This is a genomic window from Armatimonadota bacterium, from assembly GCA_017993055.1.
GTDB lineage: Bacteria > Armatimonadota > UBA5829 > DTJY01 > DTJY01 > JAGONM01.
This window is the reverse complement of the sequence record JAGONM010000001.1, coordinates 65,330-82,272: the sequence shown is the minus strand read 5'-3', so window position 1 is coordinate 82,272 and position 16,943 is coordinate 65,330. Positions and strand designations below refer to the sequence as shown.

Sequence of the window (16,943 nt, the reverse complement as noted above, 5' to 3'; positions counted from 1 at the left end):
AGTGCGCACGCCTTGCATGCAAACGCGCATTTCCGATAGAATGAGGCCGGAGGATGCATGATGGCGCTGGCAAACCTTTACGTTCAGTTCAAGCAGGACCCCGAGGCCGAGAGCCTCTCGAAACAGCTCAGGGAACTCGGCTATCACGTCGCTGATGTGCGGATCGAGCGGGTCATCCGCCTCGAAGGGGATATGGACATCGACAGTCTGCTTCCCCTCCTAGTGAACCCGATTTACCAGACCGGTTCCCGCAAGTCCGCGCTCGACCCATCCGACGGCCCGATCGTCGAGATCGGATACCAGCGCGCGGTGACCGACCCCGAGACCCCCTCGATCTTCGACGGCGCGAACGCTCTCCGCGTCGAAGGCCTCGAATGGGCGCGGCTCAGTCAGCGCTACCAGTTCATCGGCGCGTCACCCGACGAGGCGAAGCGCATTACGAAAGAGAACCTTTTCAATCCCATCGTCCAGACCCTAATCGAGAGCGAGCATCCCTGGGACTCCCTCCGCCCGCACGGCACGCCCGATCCGGTGAAGCGGGTTTCGCTCGCCGGCCTCTCCGACGATCAACTGATGAAGCTGAGCGCCGACGGCTCCTGGTACGCCCCGCTCAGCCAGATGAAGGCGCTCCAGGCATACGAGCAGAAGATCGGCCGCCCGCTCACCGACGCCGAAATCGAGATCACCGTCCAGAGCTGGTCGGATCACTGCTATCACACGACGTGGCGCAGTCTGAAGCTCCTGGAGAAACTCCAGGCGGCGACGGCGAAGATCAATCACCCGGCGGTCGTGTCGGTCTTCAAGGACAACGCCGGCGGGATGAAGTTCTACGACGGCGAGGTCATCCTGATCAAGGGCGAGACTCACAACTTTCCCTCCTCGATCGCCACATTTGGGGGAGTCGCCACCAAGCACGGCGGCGTCATCCGCGACGCGATCGGCTTCGGGTGCGGCGGATACCCCATTGGCGGCTCGACGATCATGGGCACGATGGACCCGCGCATCCCGGCGAGTGACGTTCCCGGCGGGGCGCTCCATCCGCGCGTGATCCTGCTCGAATCGATCCGCGCGACCGGCGCCTACTGCAACCCGATGGGCATCCCGATGATGCACCCGATCTACCGCATGCATCCCGGCTACCCGAAGTGCCTGGCGCTCGGGCATACTCTCGGCATCATCCCCGAGAAGTACGCGCTCAAGGACGACCCGCGTCCCGGCGATAAGCTCGTGCTCTTCGGAGGCCGCACGGGACGAGACGGAATCCACGGCGCGACTGCCTCCTCAGCCGAGATGACCGGCGAGACGATCCACAAGGAAGCCGCCGCAGTGCAGATCGGCCACCCGATTACCGAGCGGAAGTTCATGACCGCCGTCCCCGAGCTTCGCGATGCCGATTGCCTCCGCTCGCTGACCGACCTCGGTGCGGGGGGAATCTCCTGCGCGGCCGGTGAGATGGGCTCGAAGTGCGGCGTACGGCTCGACCTCGCGACGGTTCCGCTGAAGGACGAGAGCCTTGCGCCTTGGGAGATCCTCCTCTCAGAGTCGCAGGAGCGGATGGCCGCCGCCATCCCGCCCGAGAAGCTCGAACAGGCGCTGGAGATCCTGCGGCGATACAGCATCGAATACGCGGTCATCGGCGAGTTCACCGATACGCACAAGCTCACGGCGGTCCACGGCGACCAGCTCGTCGCCGACATTGACATGTACTTCCTCTGGCGGGAATGCCCGATCGACCCGATCGAGATCAAACGTCCTATCCGTCCCATCAGTCCCATCCGTCACATTGGTCCGCAGACCAGTGTTGAGTGGCGAGAGGCCGTCGAGAATGTGCTCTCTCACTTCCACTGCTGCGATCAGTCCCGTGCGGGAACTCGGTTCGACTCGACGGTCCAGGGGCGCACGGTCATCGGCCCGTACGGCGGGAAGAACGGCCGGATGCCGACCAACGTTTTTCTGAGCGCACCGCTCCGAGGGAAGCCCTACGGAGTCGCCACCACGCTTGCGTTCAATCCGTTCTACGCGGAGATAGATCCCGCGGGGATGGCCCGGCTCTCGACGGTCGAAGCCATCGCGAAGGCGGTCGCGGTCGGAGTCAGCCTCGACGACATCGCCCTGTGCGACAACTTCTACACGCCGAAGATCCGCCCGGAGACCGCCTGGGAGCTGAAGGAGATGGTCGAGACGATCGCCGATCTCTCGATGATCTTCGGCACGCCGTTCATCTCGGGCAAGGATTCCAGCTCCGGCACATTCAAGTCGGACACCGGCGAGCTGATCGACGTGCCGAACACGCTCGTCGTTTCGACGCTCTGCCGGATGCCGGATGTGCGCAAGGCGGTCACCAAGGAGTTCAAGCAGGCGGGGAACCGGCTGATCGTCCTCGGGAAGCTCGACCCGGAGCGGCTCGGCGGCTCGGTCTACCTCGATGCTTACGGCGAGCGCGGCGACAAGCTCTCCGACTGGGGACAGGAGTGGGCGAAGGACCTCGTCGTACTCTACAAGAAGCTGCATCAGATCTACTGGAACGACAACCCGATCCGTTCCGCATCGGCGATTGCAGAGGGTGGGGTGCTCCTCCGCCTGTTCGAGGCCTCGATGGGCGGAGGATTGGGCGTCGAGGTCGAGAGCAAGGCGGCCGGGATGCTCTTCACCGAGGCGGTCGGGGCGCTCCTGCTCGAATTAGACGCATCCGCCGATCCGTTCCAACTCTTCGGCGGTCTGCCGTGGATCGAGATCGGGCGCGTGACCGAATCGCCCGACTTGGCGATCACCGATGGAGGCCGAGAGGTCTTCCGTGAACCGATCGCCGATCTCATCAAGGTCTGGGAGAAGCCCTTCGCGGAGGTAGTAGGGTGAACGAAATTCGAAGCACGAAGTCCGAAATTCGAAATGGGAAACCGGTCGTTGCCGTCTTGTACGGGCCGGGCATCAACTGCCACGAGGAAGCGGCGTTCGCGGTCGAGGCCGCCGGCCTCGATGCGAAGATCGTCAACCTCGAGACCGTTCTCCAGGCCGAGGACAAGCTTACCGACTACCAGGCGATGATTGTGCCCGGCGGATTCTCGTGGGGCGACCACCTCGGCGCGGGCCGCGTCTTCGGAGTGCATCTCACTGCGCGCCTGACCGACCAGCTCAACGAACTCGTCGAAACCGGCAAGCCGATCCTCGGGATATGCAACGGATTCCAGATCATCGTCGAGGCCGGGCTGCTTCCCGACCGGACCGTCGGCCATCGGACCGCCGCATTGCTGCAGAACCGATCCGCGCGTTTCGAGAGCCGCTGGGTCGAACTCGTCGTCACCGACGCCGACAGCATCTGGACGAAGGGCCTCGAGGGGCGAATCCTCCGCATGCCGGTCGCGCATGGTGAGGGTCGATTGTTCCGCGACGATGGCAAGTCGTTCCGCGCGGCGCTCTGTTACGCGAAGGAGGGCAAGCCGACCGAGGAGTACCCGGCGAACCCCGGCGGCACTCCCGGCGGGATCACCGGCATCTGCGACTCCACCGGCCTGATCTTCGGCATGATGCCGCATCCCGAGCGCGCCTCCCTCGACTGGCACGGCTCCTGCGACGGCATGGAGCTCTTCAAGAACCTGGCGAGGTACTTGAATCGCTGAGGCGCTGAAATACTCAAAGAGAGCTCTTCCCAGCGCTTCATCCCTTCAGCGTATCAGCGATTCAGAGAACCTTCCGGCATGCGTACCACGGCTTGATGTCGCGGTGAAAGTAGCTTCCGATCGCCGACGCCTTCATCAGGCTCTTGTACCTGGCCTCGGGGACGCCTGAGTATTGGTAGACGCCACCGCTTCCGAACTCGATCTCCAGCACCTTCGCCTTCGCATCGTATCCCACCGAGATTATACTAGTCGAACGAACCGCCTTGCGCTCCAAGACTGCCTCCCTGCCGATCAATTCCAGCGCATAGTAACCGTATTCGCAGTTCCCTCGCAAGCCGGCCCATTGACATAATCCCGTGCGCTCACTATCCTGTCCACAAACCAACCTCCCGGAGGTCAATCATGTCTCAACATGCTATTCTGATCCTCATGATCCTGCTCATCGCCGTCATCCCCGCGAGCGCCGAGACGCCGCCGGTAGGAGAGAAGGGCGCGTACTCCGTCACCAGGTTCGGGGCGAAGGGTGACGGAACGACCGACGACACATCAGCGGTCCAGAAGGCGCTCGACGCCGCATCGAAGGACGGCGGCGGGATCGTCTTCGTCCCGACCGGAAACTACTTGATCAAGACGCACCTCAGCATCCCCGAGCACGTCACGCTCCAGGGCGTCTTCACCGCTCCTCCCACAGGCGCGCAGATGAAGGGCAGCACGCTGCTCGCGGTCGAGGGCAAGGGCAACCCGGACGGCACGCCGTTCATCTTCCTGCACACGAACTCGACGCTCAAGGGGCTGACCATCTTCTACCCGGAGCAGGACAAGGCGAAGATCGTGCCGTATCCCTGGTGCATCCGAGGCCAGGGCGACGACTGCGCGGTAAGGGAATGCCTGCTCGTGAACCCCTGGATGGCGATAGACTTCGGCACCCATCCCTGCGGGCGGCACTTCATCCGCGAGGTCTGGGCTCATCCGCTCCACAAGGGCATCTTCGTCGATCAGTGCTACGACATCGGGCGCATCGAGGACGTCCACCTCTGGCCGTTCTGGAAGGCCGACTCGGAGATGCAGGCGTTCCTCGAAAGGCAGGCGACCGCGTTCATCTTCGGGCGCACCGACTGGGAGTACGTGAACAACTGCTTCGCCATCTGGTACAAGGTCGGCTTCCAGTTCGGCGACTTCGGACACGGCCCGGGGAACGTGATCATCAACACCGCCGGCGCGGACATCGGCCCGACCGCCGTTCTGGTCGAGAACACCCAGGGCCACGCGGGTGTCGTGTTCACCAACTGCCAGTTCATGGCCGGCATCGAGGTCAAGGAGACGAACACCGGTCCTGTGAAGTTCTCGAACTGCGGATTCTGGGCGATCCCGACCACGACCACTCAGGCGGACATCAGGGGCAGCGGCCACGTCTTCTTCAACCAGTGCCACTTCGCCTCGTGGGACCAGGCGGGGAAGGGGAGCCCGGCGATCATGGCTAACGGGAACGGCCTGACGGTGAACGGCTGCGACTTCATGGAGGCGAAGAAGCACATCGTCCTCGGCACGGAGTCGAAGGCGACGGTCATCATGGGCAGCCGCTTCCGAGGCGGGATGAACATCGAGAACAACTCCAAGGGCAAGGTCGAGATGGGGCTGAATGTGGAGGAGTAGCCCGGGACGGGAGCGACTTGGGTTCGGATGCCGGGTCTGTCGTGACCTCGGCGGCGATTCGGCAACAGGATAGGTAGCAGGAAACGTAGTATTGGATCGGTAGAGTGTCGAAACTGGGGTTGCAGTCACTCCATCCTTTCATGCCGGAGGTACACCATGCCCGCACAATCTGCCGACAAGCGCGCATACGCACTCGACGCCCTTCGAGGGTTTGCGATACTTACCATGGTGCTGTCCGGGGTCATCCCGTTCGGCGTCCTGCCGAGGTGGATGTACCACGCACAGGTACCCCCGCCCGACCACGTCTTCAACCCGAACCTGCCCGGAATAACGTGGGTAGACCTGGTGTTCCCCTTCTTTCTGTTCGCAATGGGCGCGGCGATCCCGCTCGCGCTCTCCCGGCGCGTCGAGAAGGGCGAGTCGCTCTGGGGTGTGATCAAGCAGGTCCTCGTTAGGGGCGCGCTGCTGATGGGGTTCGCTGTCTACATCGAGCACGTCCGTCCCTATACCTTGAACCCGAATCCTACGGCGCGGACCTGGCTGCTGGCACTGCTGGGATTCGCTCTGCTCTTTCCTGTGCTGACGCGGCTGCCGAGTGGGTGGAAGTGGTGGGCCCGCTGGGGTATAAGGCTCGCGGGTTGGGGCGGAGCCATCGCGCTTATGTGGCTAATCCGCTACCCTGATGGGACCGGCTTCTCGCTCGAGCGGAGCGACATAATCATCCGAGTCCTGGCAGTAGTTGCGGTGTTCGGTTCGTTCGTCTGGCTAGCGACGAGGAAGAACCTTCCACTGCGTCTCGGCGTGATGGGTGTTTTGGTCGCCTTCAGGCTCTCGGCGGGCGTGGACGGCTCATGGACCGGCTGGTACAACGCCTCGCCGCTCCCCTGGGCCTTCGCTTGGAGTTTCCTCAAGTACCTGTTGATCGTCATCCCCGGGACGGTTGCCGGCGACATGATTTTGCAGTGGATGGCATCCCCGGAGAGGAAGAAAGACAAGCCCTGGACGACGGTCCGGCTGATCGGCATCGTCGGGCTGATGCTGGGTCTGCTCGCGACGACTGTCGTCGGCCTGTTTGCGCGTCTGACGTGGCAGACGGTGTCCGCCGACGCCGTCATGTGCGTGCTCGGATTCGCGTTGCTTCGGAAGCCCAACAACTCGACTGAGACGCTGATGAGAGACCTCTTCGGATGGGGCGTCTACTGGCTCGTTCTCGGGCTGGTTCTTGAGCCGTACGAGGGAGGCATCAAGAAGGACAGCGCGACGATGAGCTACTACTTCGTCACGAGTGGGCTGGCGGTCTTTCTGCTGATCGGCTTCACCGTCATCACGGACGCCTTCCGAAGGAGGCGGGCGCTCCAACTCCTGATAGACAACGGCCAGAACCCGATGATCGCCTATGCGGGCGAGGGTAACTTCATCCTCTCGGTCTTCGCGCTCACGGGCCTCGCCAAGTGGCTCACGGGCATCCTGAACACCCCGTGGCTCGGCGCTGTCTACGGTGTGCTGCTGACGATCGTGCTGGCGATCGTCGTGAGCGTGTTTACCCGGCTGAAGGTGTTCTGGCGGACCTAGATGGGAGAGCACGGGTGCGGGAGACCGATGCTCCCACCTCTCTCGCTTATCGAACGAGGAGCATTACATTGAAGAAGATTACATTCCTGGTGGCGGCGGCAGCCGTCATAGTATTGATGCTTGCCTACACATCAGGGGGGCGGCTGTACCGCAAGATCACTGCGGCAAGAGCCGGTGCGGAGACGAATGCGCAGCGCATGATGGCAGGCGTAACTCCTGACAACTCGGCCCGCGTCGAGAAGTTCTGGGCGCGCGCTCAGAAGGAATACTACAAGTCGCCGGAGGAGTTGAAGGCACAGAACGCGCGAGAACTCAGGAAGGGCGAGCTCTACGCCACTCTGCTCCGCGGTAATCCGAGGATCAAAGCCGTTGCGCTTACATTCGACGACGGACCGCACCCTGAGTATACACCGAAGCTGCTCGCCATTCTCAAGAAGTACAAGGTCAGGGCGACGTTCTTCGTCATCGGGAAGATGGTGGAGCAGTATCCGGATATGGTGCGCGCGGAAGATGCCGACGGCAACCTTGTGGCCAACCACACTTACCATCACGTCAACCTGAATCGCGTTCCTCTGGACGAGATTGCACTGGAGTGGAAGGCCTGCAACGCCGCAGTGAAGTCGGTGATCCGGAAGGATATGAAGTACTGCAGACCCCCGGGCGGCGACTATGACTCCGACGTGATCACGGCCGCCGCGGACGCGGGTCTGATCACGGTGCTGTGGACCGATGACCCTGGCGACTACGCAAGCCCTGGAGAGAAGTTGATCGATCAGCGAGTATTGAATCGAGTCAGCGATGGCGGCATAATACTGCTCCACGACGGTGTGCAGCAGACGGTGGACGTTCTGCCCCAGATCATCGAGTCGCTTCAGGAGCGGGGTTTCAAGTTCCAGACCGCGGACGAGATGTACGAGGGTCTGCATTCCCCGCGGGGCTACTGAGTCAGCGCGAGCTTGGGGCCACTGGGAGTCTGATTTCGGCCCGGCCGCAGTTCGTGGAAGGGATGAAGACCCGGATCGGTCTCAACGTCCAAGAGCAGCTATCCGGTAGGTCGCGGTCGCGGTCTGGTCGGTGACGTGCTTCCCTCTGGTCGTCCATGCGCGTATCATGAAGAATGTCTGCTTGCGGTCCTTCATCGGCCACGGCGCTTCGATCGTGCTTCTGCTCTGGGAAAGATCGGCGGTTAGTTGGGCGGGACTGATAACCCTCAGATCTCCGTCTGAGCACAGGAGCCCACTGGCTACGGATCCCTGCCAGTCGTACTCGGCGATGACGCGGTCGGACTCATCCGCTCTTCCGGCGTGAATAGAAAGGTGATAGCCGGTAGTCGCGGCGGCCGTGCCGCGAGTCGCGACCTCTACAGTCATCCTGTCACCGTTTCTTCCCAGCGACACGCGCGAGATGTCGCCGTGCTTGTACTCAGTGTTCGATACGAGGTCCGACTGCGGATCCACGATGACCGTCGTGCTTGGTACGACTGACCCGTTCTCCCAGGTCAGGATCGGCACGACTCCGAACAACTCATTGGTCCGGGCAAACGATCTCAGCAGAGGGTCTATCGTTCCCGCCTGGGTCCGGTACATCCCCGTCGCCTTGTGCTTGAGCGCGGTCTGTTCCGCGGAGAGAGGAAGTTCACGCCAGTCCGTCTGACCGTCCAGCGTCAGGGAGAACGGCGGCTCCAGAGGCGATCCGGGACGAAATCCCCGCGGCGTCGGCCAAGAGTCTCTGTGAATGAGATAAGTGTAGAGCCTGACGTGTTTGGCGAATGTGTCGCCTCTGGCCGACAATTCCTCCAAGGCATAGCGCACGAGCGCGTATGTTGGCCAATGGTCGGGGTGAACGTCGTTGGGATGCAGAGTGAATACGGCGTTCGGTTTCTCTCTGAGCAGGACGGTCTCCACGTCTCGAAGAGCGGACTGACCGCAGTAGACGGTGTTCTTCGTCATTGAGTCGGGATACGGCGACTGAGTGCTCCGGGTGCGAACGGACCGGATCGGATTCTGCGGCTGCCAGTGAGCAGGAAGCCACATATCGCTCAGGTAGAAGTTGGGGTATCCCAGGAATGTCACGTCGTCGGGGCTCAGGCCCAGGCAGCTCAGCGCCCGCAGGCTTTCCTCCTTACGCATCTCCCCGAGGCGAACGAAAGCGGCCTTGCTGAACCTGACGGTCTCCTCGAACAACACCACGTCAATCTCGGGGTACTCCCCGTTGGTCATCAGGACGACCTTCACACTCGATCCGGCCTGCACCGCCTGCTGGATCAAACCTCCGCACCCGAGCGTCTCGTCATCGGGGTGCGGGGCGAACACGAGCATCTTCTCTCCCGCCTGCGGTCTTGCCATGGCGTTGTAATGGGTGTATGTTCGCAAGTTGAGCCGATGGAGCGCACGACGGATTGTGTGGCTCCGGCCGAATACGGCGATGGCGAGCAGGACTGCGAGTCCGCCGATGAACAGCGTCTTACGCGCGGCGACCGCTCTGGTGAACCCTGACCATGATGAGCCATTCGCCTTGGGTGTCATTGGTTCGCCCCTTGACCTTGAATCCGTGTTTCTCGTAAACGTGTATGGCCGCGGGATTGTCGGGCCGCACCTCGAGCCTCACCAGAGCGGCTCCTCGAGACTCAAGATACTCCAGACCAAGCCGAAAGAGTTCCGATCCTATCCCGCGGCCCTGGGCATCCGGGGCCACGGCTACGGAGAGTATTCGCGCGTCGCTTCGCAGTGTCGGGTCTCGCGAATCGCGCCACAGGTGCAGCCAGTTCCAGACGGCCAAGCGCACCGGCCTGAGGCCGATTCCGTACCGTCCGCTGCTCCAGCGCGCGAACATTCGTGCAAGATGCCAGTGCCGGACGGCCGTCCGGGCAAGGCCAGGAAAATCAGCCGGCGCGAATATGTACCCCGACACGCGACCGTTCAAGACGGCTACAAAGAACCCGCCTGGTTCGCAGTCGAGGGCGATGGCCAGTACATCGGCGACCACCGCTGGTCCGATCTCATGCCCGACGTAGTGCTGCACGCTCTGGGGAAACGCGGAAAGGAAGACCTCCGCGGCCGCGATCAGGTCCCCTTGGGCAGCATGTCGGTACTCGACCGGTGGGACCGCCTGATCTTCCATCGGCACGGTCATGTCTGCTCTCCCGTTGGTCTCAGAGGTCTATTCGCCTACTGGGGCCGGTGCCTGGCCTCGGTCTTCCATCCGAGCTCGTTGGGGGTCTTGAGGGTCACCCCGAACCAGGTCTCGAGTCCCGGCTTGAAGCTCTCGATGAGTTCGAAGTTCTCGAACGACACCCCGCCGGGGATAAGCGTGTTCGTGCCGTAATACCTCGCGCGCCCGTTTACGTTCACGCGGAGATCGGGCTGGGCGTCGCCTGGGTACTTCCTCCAGTATTGAGTCGCAACCTTGCCCTTGAAGGCCCACCACCCGGGCGACACCTCCACCGCCGCGAGGTCGCTCTCGTTTGGCGTGACGGCCGCGATCAGGCTTCCGTCCGTCAGTCTGAGCAGTCTGTCGCTGCGGTACTGGTCGTGGCCGAGGAAGTCGTGGCCCTCGTAGTCGGGCCACACCCTGTTGCTCTCCACGATCTCGTCCCTGAGCCAGAGTTTCCGCGCGCGGGAATAGTTGCCCATAGTCGCTGTCAGGACGCACGATTCCATCGGTTCGCCGTCTTTCGCCGAGTAGACCCGCAGGCCGATCTCATTCGGACGATCGGCGCGGAAGGTCACCATTACCCTGGGATGCGCGCCGTTGTCGAGCTTCTCCATGTCCACCACGATGCTGAGAGTCTCGATCTCCTTGCCCTCGGCCCTGAACCGCCCAAGCTTGCCTCGAACAGTCTCCCAGGGCTGTGCGGGAGCCGGTGGTCTGCTGAGATCGTCGGCGAACCAGAAACGCTTGCCCTGGACGCCGTCGAGCGCGCTTCTCTCCATCTCGGAGTAGCCGCGCCCTCCGGAGACTATCGGCTCGACGGCGATGAAGTTGATCAGGCTGCGCTGTCCGGCCGGGAATACATAGGGCGTGAAGATGCGGATCAGCCCCCGCGGGCCGCCTGTCGGCCAAAGGCCGATCCGGATGCCGTCCTTGAAGCCGATGATCGGCTCGGCAGGCTGCTCGTTCGACGGGCGAATCCAGATGCCCTCCTCGACGGGTCCCTTGAGGTCCTTTGGAGCGGCGGAGAGTGCTACCGCCCCGACAATCCCGCAGACAAGAGCGATCAATGCGAGGCATGCGTGGTTCATGTTCGATGTTGCCGTCACTCAGCTATCTCTGGCGCGCGCTGAATCTCGGGGTCAGTGAAGATATCGGCCTCGTCTCTGCTGCGAGTCGAGAACTCCGATACAACCGCGCCGTCCGGGCCGGCCTGAAACCAGTGGAGCGTGTCGGGTGGGAGGGTGTACTGGTCGCCCGGGTTCAGGACGACCTCACGGCGAACCGTGTACCATTCTTCCCGCCCCGCCGGCGGCGTTGCTGAGGGATTGGATGTTGCGGGCCCCGGCAGGTAGAGGTACACCGTGCCCCAGCGGCAGCGAAAGGTCTCCTCCTTGCCAGGCTCTCCGGCCACCGTCGGGTGCCGGTGCTCCGGGCACGTCTGGCGGGGGAACATCACGAGTTCCTTGGCGCAGACTCGGTCGGTGTTCACGTAGACGACTATCTCCAGGCCCGTGTTTTCGAGATCGGCCAGGCCGAAGTCGGCTATCTCAATGCTCTCGGCCTCGTCCGGGCGCAAAACGATGCCTGCGCTGTCGAGGTACTCCTTCGTCCGCGCGCGTGCCTTCTCAGCCTGTTCTCTAGCTATCATCGGTTCGCCCCCCACATTTCTGTCCGATGTTTCGGTGTTTCCGCAAGCGCATCTTAGCAAAGCCCGAACCGCCTGTCAAACCTCCGGCGCGGGCGTCGGGCCTGGTAAAAATACCTGTTTTGCCCAGTTTGATTGACAGTTCGGGCGTGTGCGGATAGAATGAACGTAGGAGTCGCGTGTGGGACAGTTCGAACTCGGGCTCCAGGGCAGGATCCGCGCAAGACGCCCCCCAGATTCGGCCACGGCCTCAGTGTTGCCGAAGCCGCGTTTTTTCGTGCCCCTGCAGAGCCTGATGCTCGTCGGGTCCGCCTGCCGATAATCAGAAATACTGAACCTGGCCGGTCAAAAGGCAGTCAGGTTACTGGATGGCTTGCCGATGCGATCCGGGCTCACTGAGTAAGCACCAAGGGGAGGATTCAGGTTGAACAAGCGACATGCTATTCTACTCGTCGCGCTATCAATGCTGGCGGTACTGATGACTGCGCCGGCCGCGCACAGCAATCAGTTTCGGGCCTACTGGGCTGATGCCTGGCACAACGGTTTCTTCAACCCTGACCAGACTACGGCCACCGTCAACTTCATCAGGTCCTGCAACTGCAACGCCATCATCGTCCAGGTCTCGAAGGTTGCGGACTCCTACTACATCTCCAGTTACTTCCCGAGAGCGACGAACGTTCAGGAGGGATATGACGCCCTCGCCGACGTCATAACAAAAGCTCATGCTCAGGGGTTGGAGGTGCATGCCTGGGTCTGCACCTATCGCTGTTGGACGCAGATCAACCCGGCACCGTGGCCCGAGCACGTCTACAACGTCCACCCCGACTGGCTGAGTCAAACCAGCGGCGGCGCGATTTACGCGGGGACCGAGAGTTTCCTCGATCCGGGCCATCCGGCCGCGATGAAGTGGCTGGTAGACGCCTACATGGAGATCGTCACCAACTACGATATAGACGGCATCCACTTCGACCGCATCCGGTATGCCGGCACCGACTGGGGCTACAATCCCTACGCGGTGAGCCGTTTCAACAAGGAGTACGGCCGAACCGGTTCGCCAAGTGCGGGAGACCCGACTTGGACCGACTGGCGCAGAGCCCAGATCAGCGCCTTCGTGAAGCAGATGTACTGCAAGACAATGGCTGTCAAGCCTCACGTCAAGGTTGCGGCATCGGTCTGGAAGACCGCGCTAACCGGAGAGAGAGATTACCTGCAGGACTGGAACGCGTGGACCGAAGGGCACTACATTGACTACGTGTGCCCGATGAACTACACGACTTCGAACAGCACCTGGACCAGCAACAACCTGGCGAATGCCGCTGATGCATTCGGCCGCCATGTGTATCCCGGCCAGGACACGTGCGGGAACTCGGCGGAGAATACCGCCTGGCAGGTGAACAACGCGCTGACCGCCGGCAATCCCGGAGTCGCGATGTACAGTTATGCCTGTGCTACGACGGCTCACCGAGACGCTCTGCTGGCGGGGCCGTTCTCTTCATTCACGTCTACGGCGGCCATGAGTTGGAAGAGCAGCCCGACCAAGGGCATCCTCATGGGCACGATCACCAATCCCTCGAGCATCGTGATCTACGGTGCGCAGGTCAGCATCAACGGCACGAGCCTGTCCACCACCACTGACGGCACCGGCTTCTTCGGGATCGTTGACGTGACTCCCGGCACCTACACCATCACGGTCTCGAAGTGCGGGTATGTCACTCAGGTCATCTCCGGCGTCGCGATAACCGCCGGGACGGTTGCCCCCCGGGACGTCACCTTGGTCCCGGACGGCATCCCACCGGTGATCTCCAACGTTCAGGCCACGCAGATTCAGGCGACGAATGCCGTTATAACCTGGACCACGGATGAACCGGCCACCAGCCAGGTGCAGTACGGCCTTACCACCGGCTACGGCAACACTACGACTGAGAACACCCTGCCGAAGACGAGCCATTCGGTTCAGATTCTCAACCTTACGGCCAACACACCTTATCACTACCGCGTGATATCGAAGGACTGCGCCAACGCAACGTCTACCTCAACTGACTACGTGTTCACGACCACCGGATATGACGTTCCCGCCGATATCATCAAAGACAACGCCGACCCCAGCGGTATCGCTTTCTCGGGAAGCTGGATCACCAGTTCGTATACCGGCCAGTGGGCGACCGACTACCGCTATTGTTCGGGAGCCGTGCAGGGTAAGACATGTACCTGGACGCCGACGATAATCACCCCGGGAAGCTACAATGTGTATGCCTGGTGGGTGCAGGGAGCGAACCGGGCGACGAATGCACCGTACTACGTCCAGTGGGCCGGCGGTTCGCAGACGGTATACTGTGACCAGACAACCAACGGCAGCCAGTGGATCCCGCTGGTTTCCACCAAGACGTTCAACGCGGGCACGAGCGGTTATGTTCGTCTCAGCAACACCAACGTCGGCTCGACGGTCAATGTGATCGCGGATGCGATCAAGTGGGAGTCGAACGCGGACTTCGAGCCGCCCACGACTCCGACCAACTTCCGCGTCACCGGCGTTACCACCAGCCGGGTGGACCTGGCATGGAACGCCTCTACTGACAACAAGGGGATATCCGGGTACAAGGTCTACCGCGGCGCCGTCAACTTCACGACGGTCCCGACTCTCTACGCTTCCAGCACCGGTCTGCTGGCGAACGCGCAGTATACGTACCGCGTTGCGGCCGTGGACACGTCGAACAACGTTTCGCCGCAGACCGATCCGATCAACTGCTACACGCTGCCTCAGCCTCCGAGCGCGGAGAATGTGACCTGCGACAGGAGCACCAACACCTGGTACGATACGAGCTTGTTCACATTCTCGGCGACCGACGGCTTCGGCATCGGCCTCAGGGAGTACTACCGCGTAGCGTGGAACAACAGCCCGACCTATACGTTTACCGGCGGTGAAGAGCATTGGGGGTCCGATACTTACGGCGCTTCGTGCGAGGATCCGGGGGTCTTCTACCTGCACCTCCAGAGCTGCAACGGCGACGGCGTACCGAACGGCACCCTTGATATCGGTCCGTTCAAGTACGACAATACGCCTCCGGTCGTCGGCGTCACGGACGACGGCGCTTACACTGATGCGTCCGGCCAGTTGCATGCCGGCTGGACCGGCTCCGACCCGGATTCCGGAGTAACTGAGTATCGGTACGCGGTAGGGACGACCTCCGGCGGAACGGACGTCCTCGGCTGGACCAGCGCCGAGACGGATACCGAGGTTACGACCGCCGGCCTGAGCTTGATCTCCGGCCGGACCTACTACGTCGCGGTCAAGGCGCTGAACGGCGCAGGCTCATGGAGCGATCCGGCATCATCCGACGGCATCCAGGCCGCCACCGTCTTCGCCACGATCCCTCAGGCCAAGAACAACCCGGACGGCACGCCGGTCATCCTTAACGGCAAGGTCGTCAGCGCCAACTTCAACACGTTCTTCTACATCTGCGAGAATGATCCGGGCGATCATACGGCAGGAATCCGGGTAGCCGGTCTTCCACCGACTCAAGGCTATGTCGGCAACGTGGGCGGCATTATCCAGACGATCGGCGGAGAGCGCGTGCTGACCGTGGCTGACGTGATCGGCTTCACGGCGATAGGGGGAGGCAATCCTGATCCGAGTAACGTCATCAACCGCGACCTGGGCGGTTCGGCGCTCAATGCCTACACTCCCGGCATCACCGGCGCTGTGGGTGTAAACAACATCGGCCTGCTGATCACAACAACAGGCAGAGTGACCTACTCGGGGACGGGCTACTGCTACATCAACGACGGCTCGCTCTTGAATGATGGGTCCGGCTATGTGGGAGTCAAGGTAGACACCACGAGGTTTACGACTCCGCCCGAACTCAATGACTATGTCAAGATCACGGGCATCAGCGCAGTCGAGATGCTAGGGGGTGATGCGATCCGCCTGATCCGCCCGAGAGGCGACGGTGACCTGTGGCCATGAGCTGCTGGTAACCGAATACTGGAAACGCAAGAGAGGTGGAGTCAGCCGACTCCACCTCTCTTGTCATATCCTGTCAGACGAGTCCGAGCCTATGCTCCCACGCCGCCGCCGCCCTTGCGGCCCGCGCGCTCCTTGCTTACCTTGGCCCAGTAGCCCGATGCCCGGAACGCCTCCAGCGGGTTCGGGTCGATGCCCATCTCCTCGCGGACGACCTTCAGCAGTGGGCTGACGTCGGTGTTGAACGCCTCGGTCAAGCAGATCTCGGCGCTGACGATGTCGTTCGCCAACTGCGCCGCATAGAGCTTCCGGCGGTCGATGCAGAGAGCCTTCGCATAGGCGGTCTGGATGTGCTCCACCGTCTGAATCATGGCGTCCATTCTCTGCTTGGAGATATGGCACTGATCCACCATATAGGCTACCGGCGGGTTGCCGTTCGGGGCGTCCTCGGCCTTGGCTAGCTCATTGTAGATCAGGAACAACTCGTAGGGATTGATCGAGCCGACGGTGAGGTCGTCGTCGGCATACTTGTGGTTGTTGAAGTGGAATCCGCCGAGCCGCTCCTCGTCGAGCAGGAATGCCACGATGTGCTCGATGTTCGTTCCCTGGAGGTGGTGGCCCAAGTCTACCAGCACGTGGGCGCGATCGCCGCACTTCTGACAGAGACTGTAAGACATGCCCCAGTCGGCGATGTCGGTGTGGTAGAATCCCGGCTCGAACGGCTTGTACTCGATCACCATTCGCATGTTCGGCGGCATCGCGTTGTAGACGGCCCGCAGCGACTCGGTGGCGTACTGCTTCCTGCGCCGGAAGTCGCCCTGGCCGGGGTAGTCCGTGCCGTCCGCGAACCAGAGGGAGAGCACGTCGGAGCCGACCATCTTGCCGATCTCGACGGAGTCGATCATGTGGTCGATCGCCATCTTGCGGACTGCCGGGTCCTCATTGGTAATGCTTCCGAACGCGTAGACCTGGTTCTGGAAGACGTTGGGGTTGATCGCGCCGATCTTCACGCCTAGTGAGTCGGCATATGACGCGAGGTTCTTGCAGTCGTCGAGCCCGTTCGGAAAGTCCCAGAGGACGTGCACGGCGACCGTCGGCGCGACTCCGGTGAACTTGTGGATCTGCGCCGCGTCGGCGACCTTCTCCTCGATGGAAAACGCCGCTCCGTCCTGCCTGAAGGTCCCGAATCTGGTCCCTGCGTTCGAGTAGCCCCAGGATGGGGTCTCGATCTTCTGATCTTTCAGCCGTTGCTTGATCCTGTTGACATCCAGCCCGCGGTCGGTAAGCCGCTCCGCGAGGAGTTCAAACTCAGCTCTGTATCTGTCGGTCATGGTGGTTTCCT

12 protein-coding genes are annotated in these 16,943 nt (G+C 62.0%); 6 read left to right on the top strand and 6 right to left on the bottom strand.

All coding sequences use genetic code 11. From position 1 onward, the window contains the following. Positions 1-57 precede the first annotated feature (57 nt). Both KBC96_00365 and purQ read left to right on the top strand, forming a co-directional pair. Entirely contained in the window at positions 58-2,856 is a 2,799-nt protein-coding gene (locus tag KBC96_00365) for a hypothetical protein (protein ID MBP6962840.1), read from the top strand. Next, the gene (gene purQ, locus KBC96_00360) at positions 2,853-3,617 is read left to right on the top strand and encodes a phosphoribosylformylglycinamidine synthase I (GenBank protein MBP6962839.1); all 765 of its coding nucleotides are present in this window, start codon (positions 2,853-2,855) and stop codon (positions 3,615-3,617) included. Before KBC96_00365 ends, purQ begins: the two co-directional genes overlap by 4 nt. A 61-nt stretch (positions 3,618-3,678) precedes the next feature. Here the strand turns inward: purQ and KBC96_00355 are convergent, their stop codons facing one another. Then, positions 3,679-3,891 (bottom strand): KTSC domain-containing protein, encoded by a 213-nt coding sequence (locus tag KBC96_00355; GenBank protein ID MBP6962838.1) that lies wholly within the window; start codon positions 3,889-3,891, stop codon positions 3,679-3,681. A 128-nt stretch (positions 3,892-4,019) separates the two neighbouring features. On the opposite strand from KBC96_00355, the gene KBC96_00350 reads away from it, so the two are divergent. The 3 genes from KBC96_00350 (at position 4,020) to KBC96_00340 (ending at position 7,786) form a co-directional block, all read left to right on the top strand. Continuing rightward, positions 4,020-5,270 carry a hypothetical protein gene (locus KBC96_00350; GenBank protein ID MBP6962837.1) on the top strand — a complete coding sequence of 417 codons (1,251 nt, stop codon included), beginning with the start codon at positions 4,020-4,022 and terminating at the stop codon, positions 5,268-5,270. Between the two features lie 156 nt (positions 5,271-5,426). Continuing rightward, complete coding sequence (locus tag KBC96_00345) at positions 5,427-6,842, top strand: DUF5009 domain-containing protein (GenBank protein ID MBP6962836.1); 1,416 nt, start codon at positions 5,427-5,429, stop codon at positions 6,840-6,842. A 68-nt stretch (positions 6,843-6,910) separates the two neighbouring features. Further along, positions 6,911-7,786 carry a polysaccharide deacetylase family protein gene (locus KBC96_00340; GenBank protein MBP6962835.1) on the top strand — a complete coding sequence of 292 codons (876 nt, stop codon included), beginning with the start codon at positions 6,911-6,913 and terminating at the stop codon, positions 7,784-7,786. Between the two features lie 81 nt (positions 7,787-7,867). Here KBC96_00340 and KBC96_00335 read toward each other — a convergent pair whose 3' ends face one another. Genes KBC96_00335 through KBC96_00320 form a run of 4 tightly spaced genes read right to left on the bottom strand, consistent with a single transcriptional unit; the run spans position 7,868 to position 11,643 of the window. Next, complete coding sequence (locus KBC96_00335) at positions 7,868-9,367, bottom strand: PIG-L family deacetylase (GenBank protein ID MBP6962834.1); 1,500 nt, start codon at positions 9,365-9,367, stop codon at positions 7,868-7,870. Further along, positions 9,306-9,974 carry a GNAT family N-acetyltransferase gene (locus tag KBC96_00330; protein ID MBP6962833.1) on the bottom strand — a complete coding sequence of 223 codons (669 nt, stop codon included), beginning with the start codon at positions 9,972-9,974 and terminating at the stop codon, positions 9,306-9,308. The genes KBC96_00335 and KBC96_00330 overlap by 62 nt, the downstream gene beginning before the upstream one ends. Before the next feature lie 35 nt (positions 9,975-10,009). Then, positions 10,010-11,101, bottom strand: a complete 1,092-nt coding sequence (locus KBC96_00325) for a hypothetical protein (GenBank protein ID MBP6962832.1) — start codon at positions 11,099-11,101, stop codon at positions 10,010-10,012. Beyond that, positions 11,098-11,643, bottom strand: coding sequence for a D-lyxose/D-mannose family sugar isomerase (locus tag KBC96_00320; protein MBP6962831.1), 546 nt, complete (start codon positions 11,641-11,643; stop codon positions 11,098-11,100). Before KBC96_00320 ends, KBC96_00325 begins: the two co-directional genes overlap by 4 nt. 421 nt (positions 11,644-12,064) lie before the next feature. Between KBC96_00320 and KBC96_00315 the strand changes: the two genes are divergently transcribed. Beyond that, complete coding sequence (locus KBC96_00315; protein MBP6962830.1) at positions 12,065-15,604, top strand: family 10 glycosylhydrolase; 3,540 nt, start codon at positions 12,065-12,067, stop codon at positions 15,602-15,604. An 89-nt stretch (positions 15,605-15,693) separates the two neighbouring features. Here KBC96_00315 and rhaI read toward each other — a convergent pair whose 3' ends face one another. Then, positions 15,694-16,932, bottom strand: coding sequence for an L-rhamnose isomerase (gene rhaI / locus KBC96_00310; protein ID MBP6962829.1), 1,239 nt, complete (start codon positions 16,930-16,932; stop codon positions 15,694-15,696). Between the last annotated feature and the right edge of the window lie 11 nt (positions 16,933-16,943).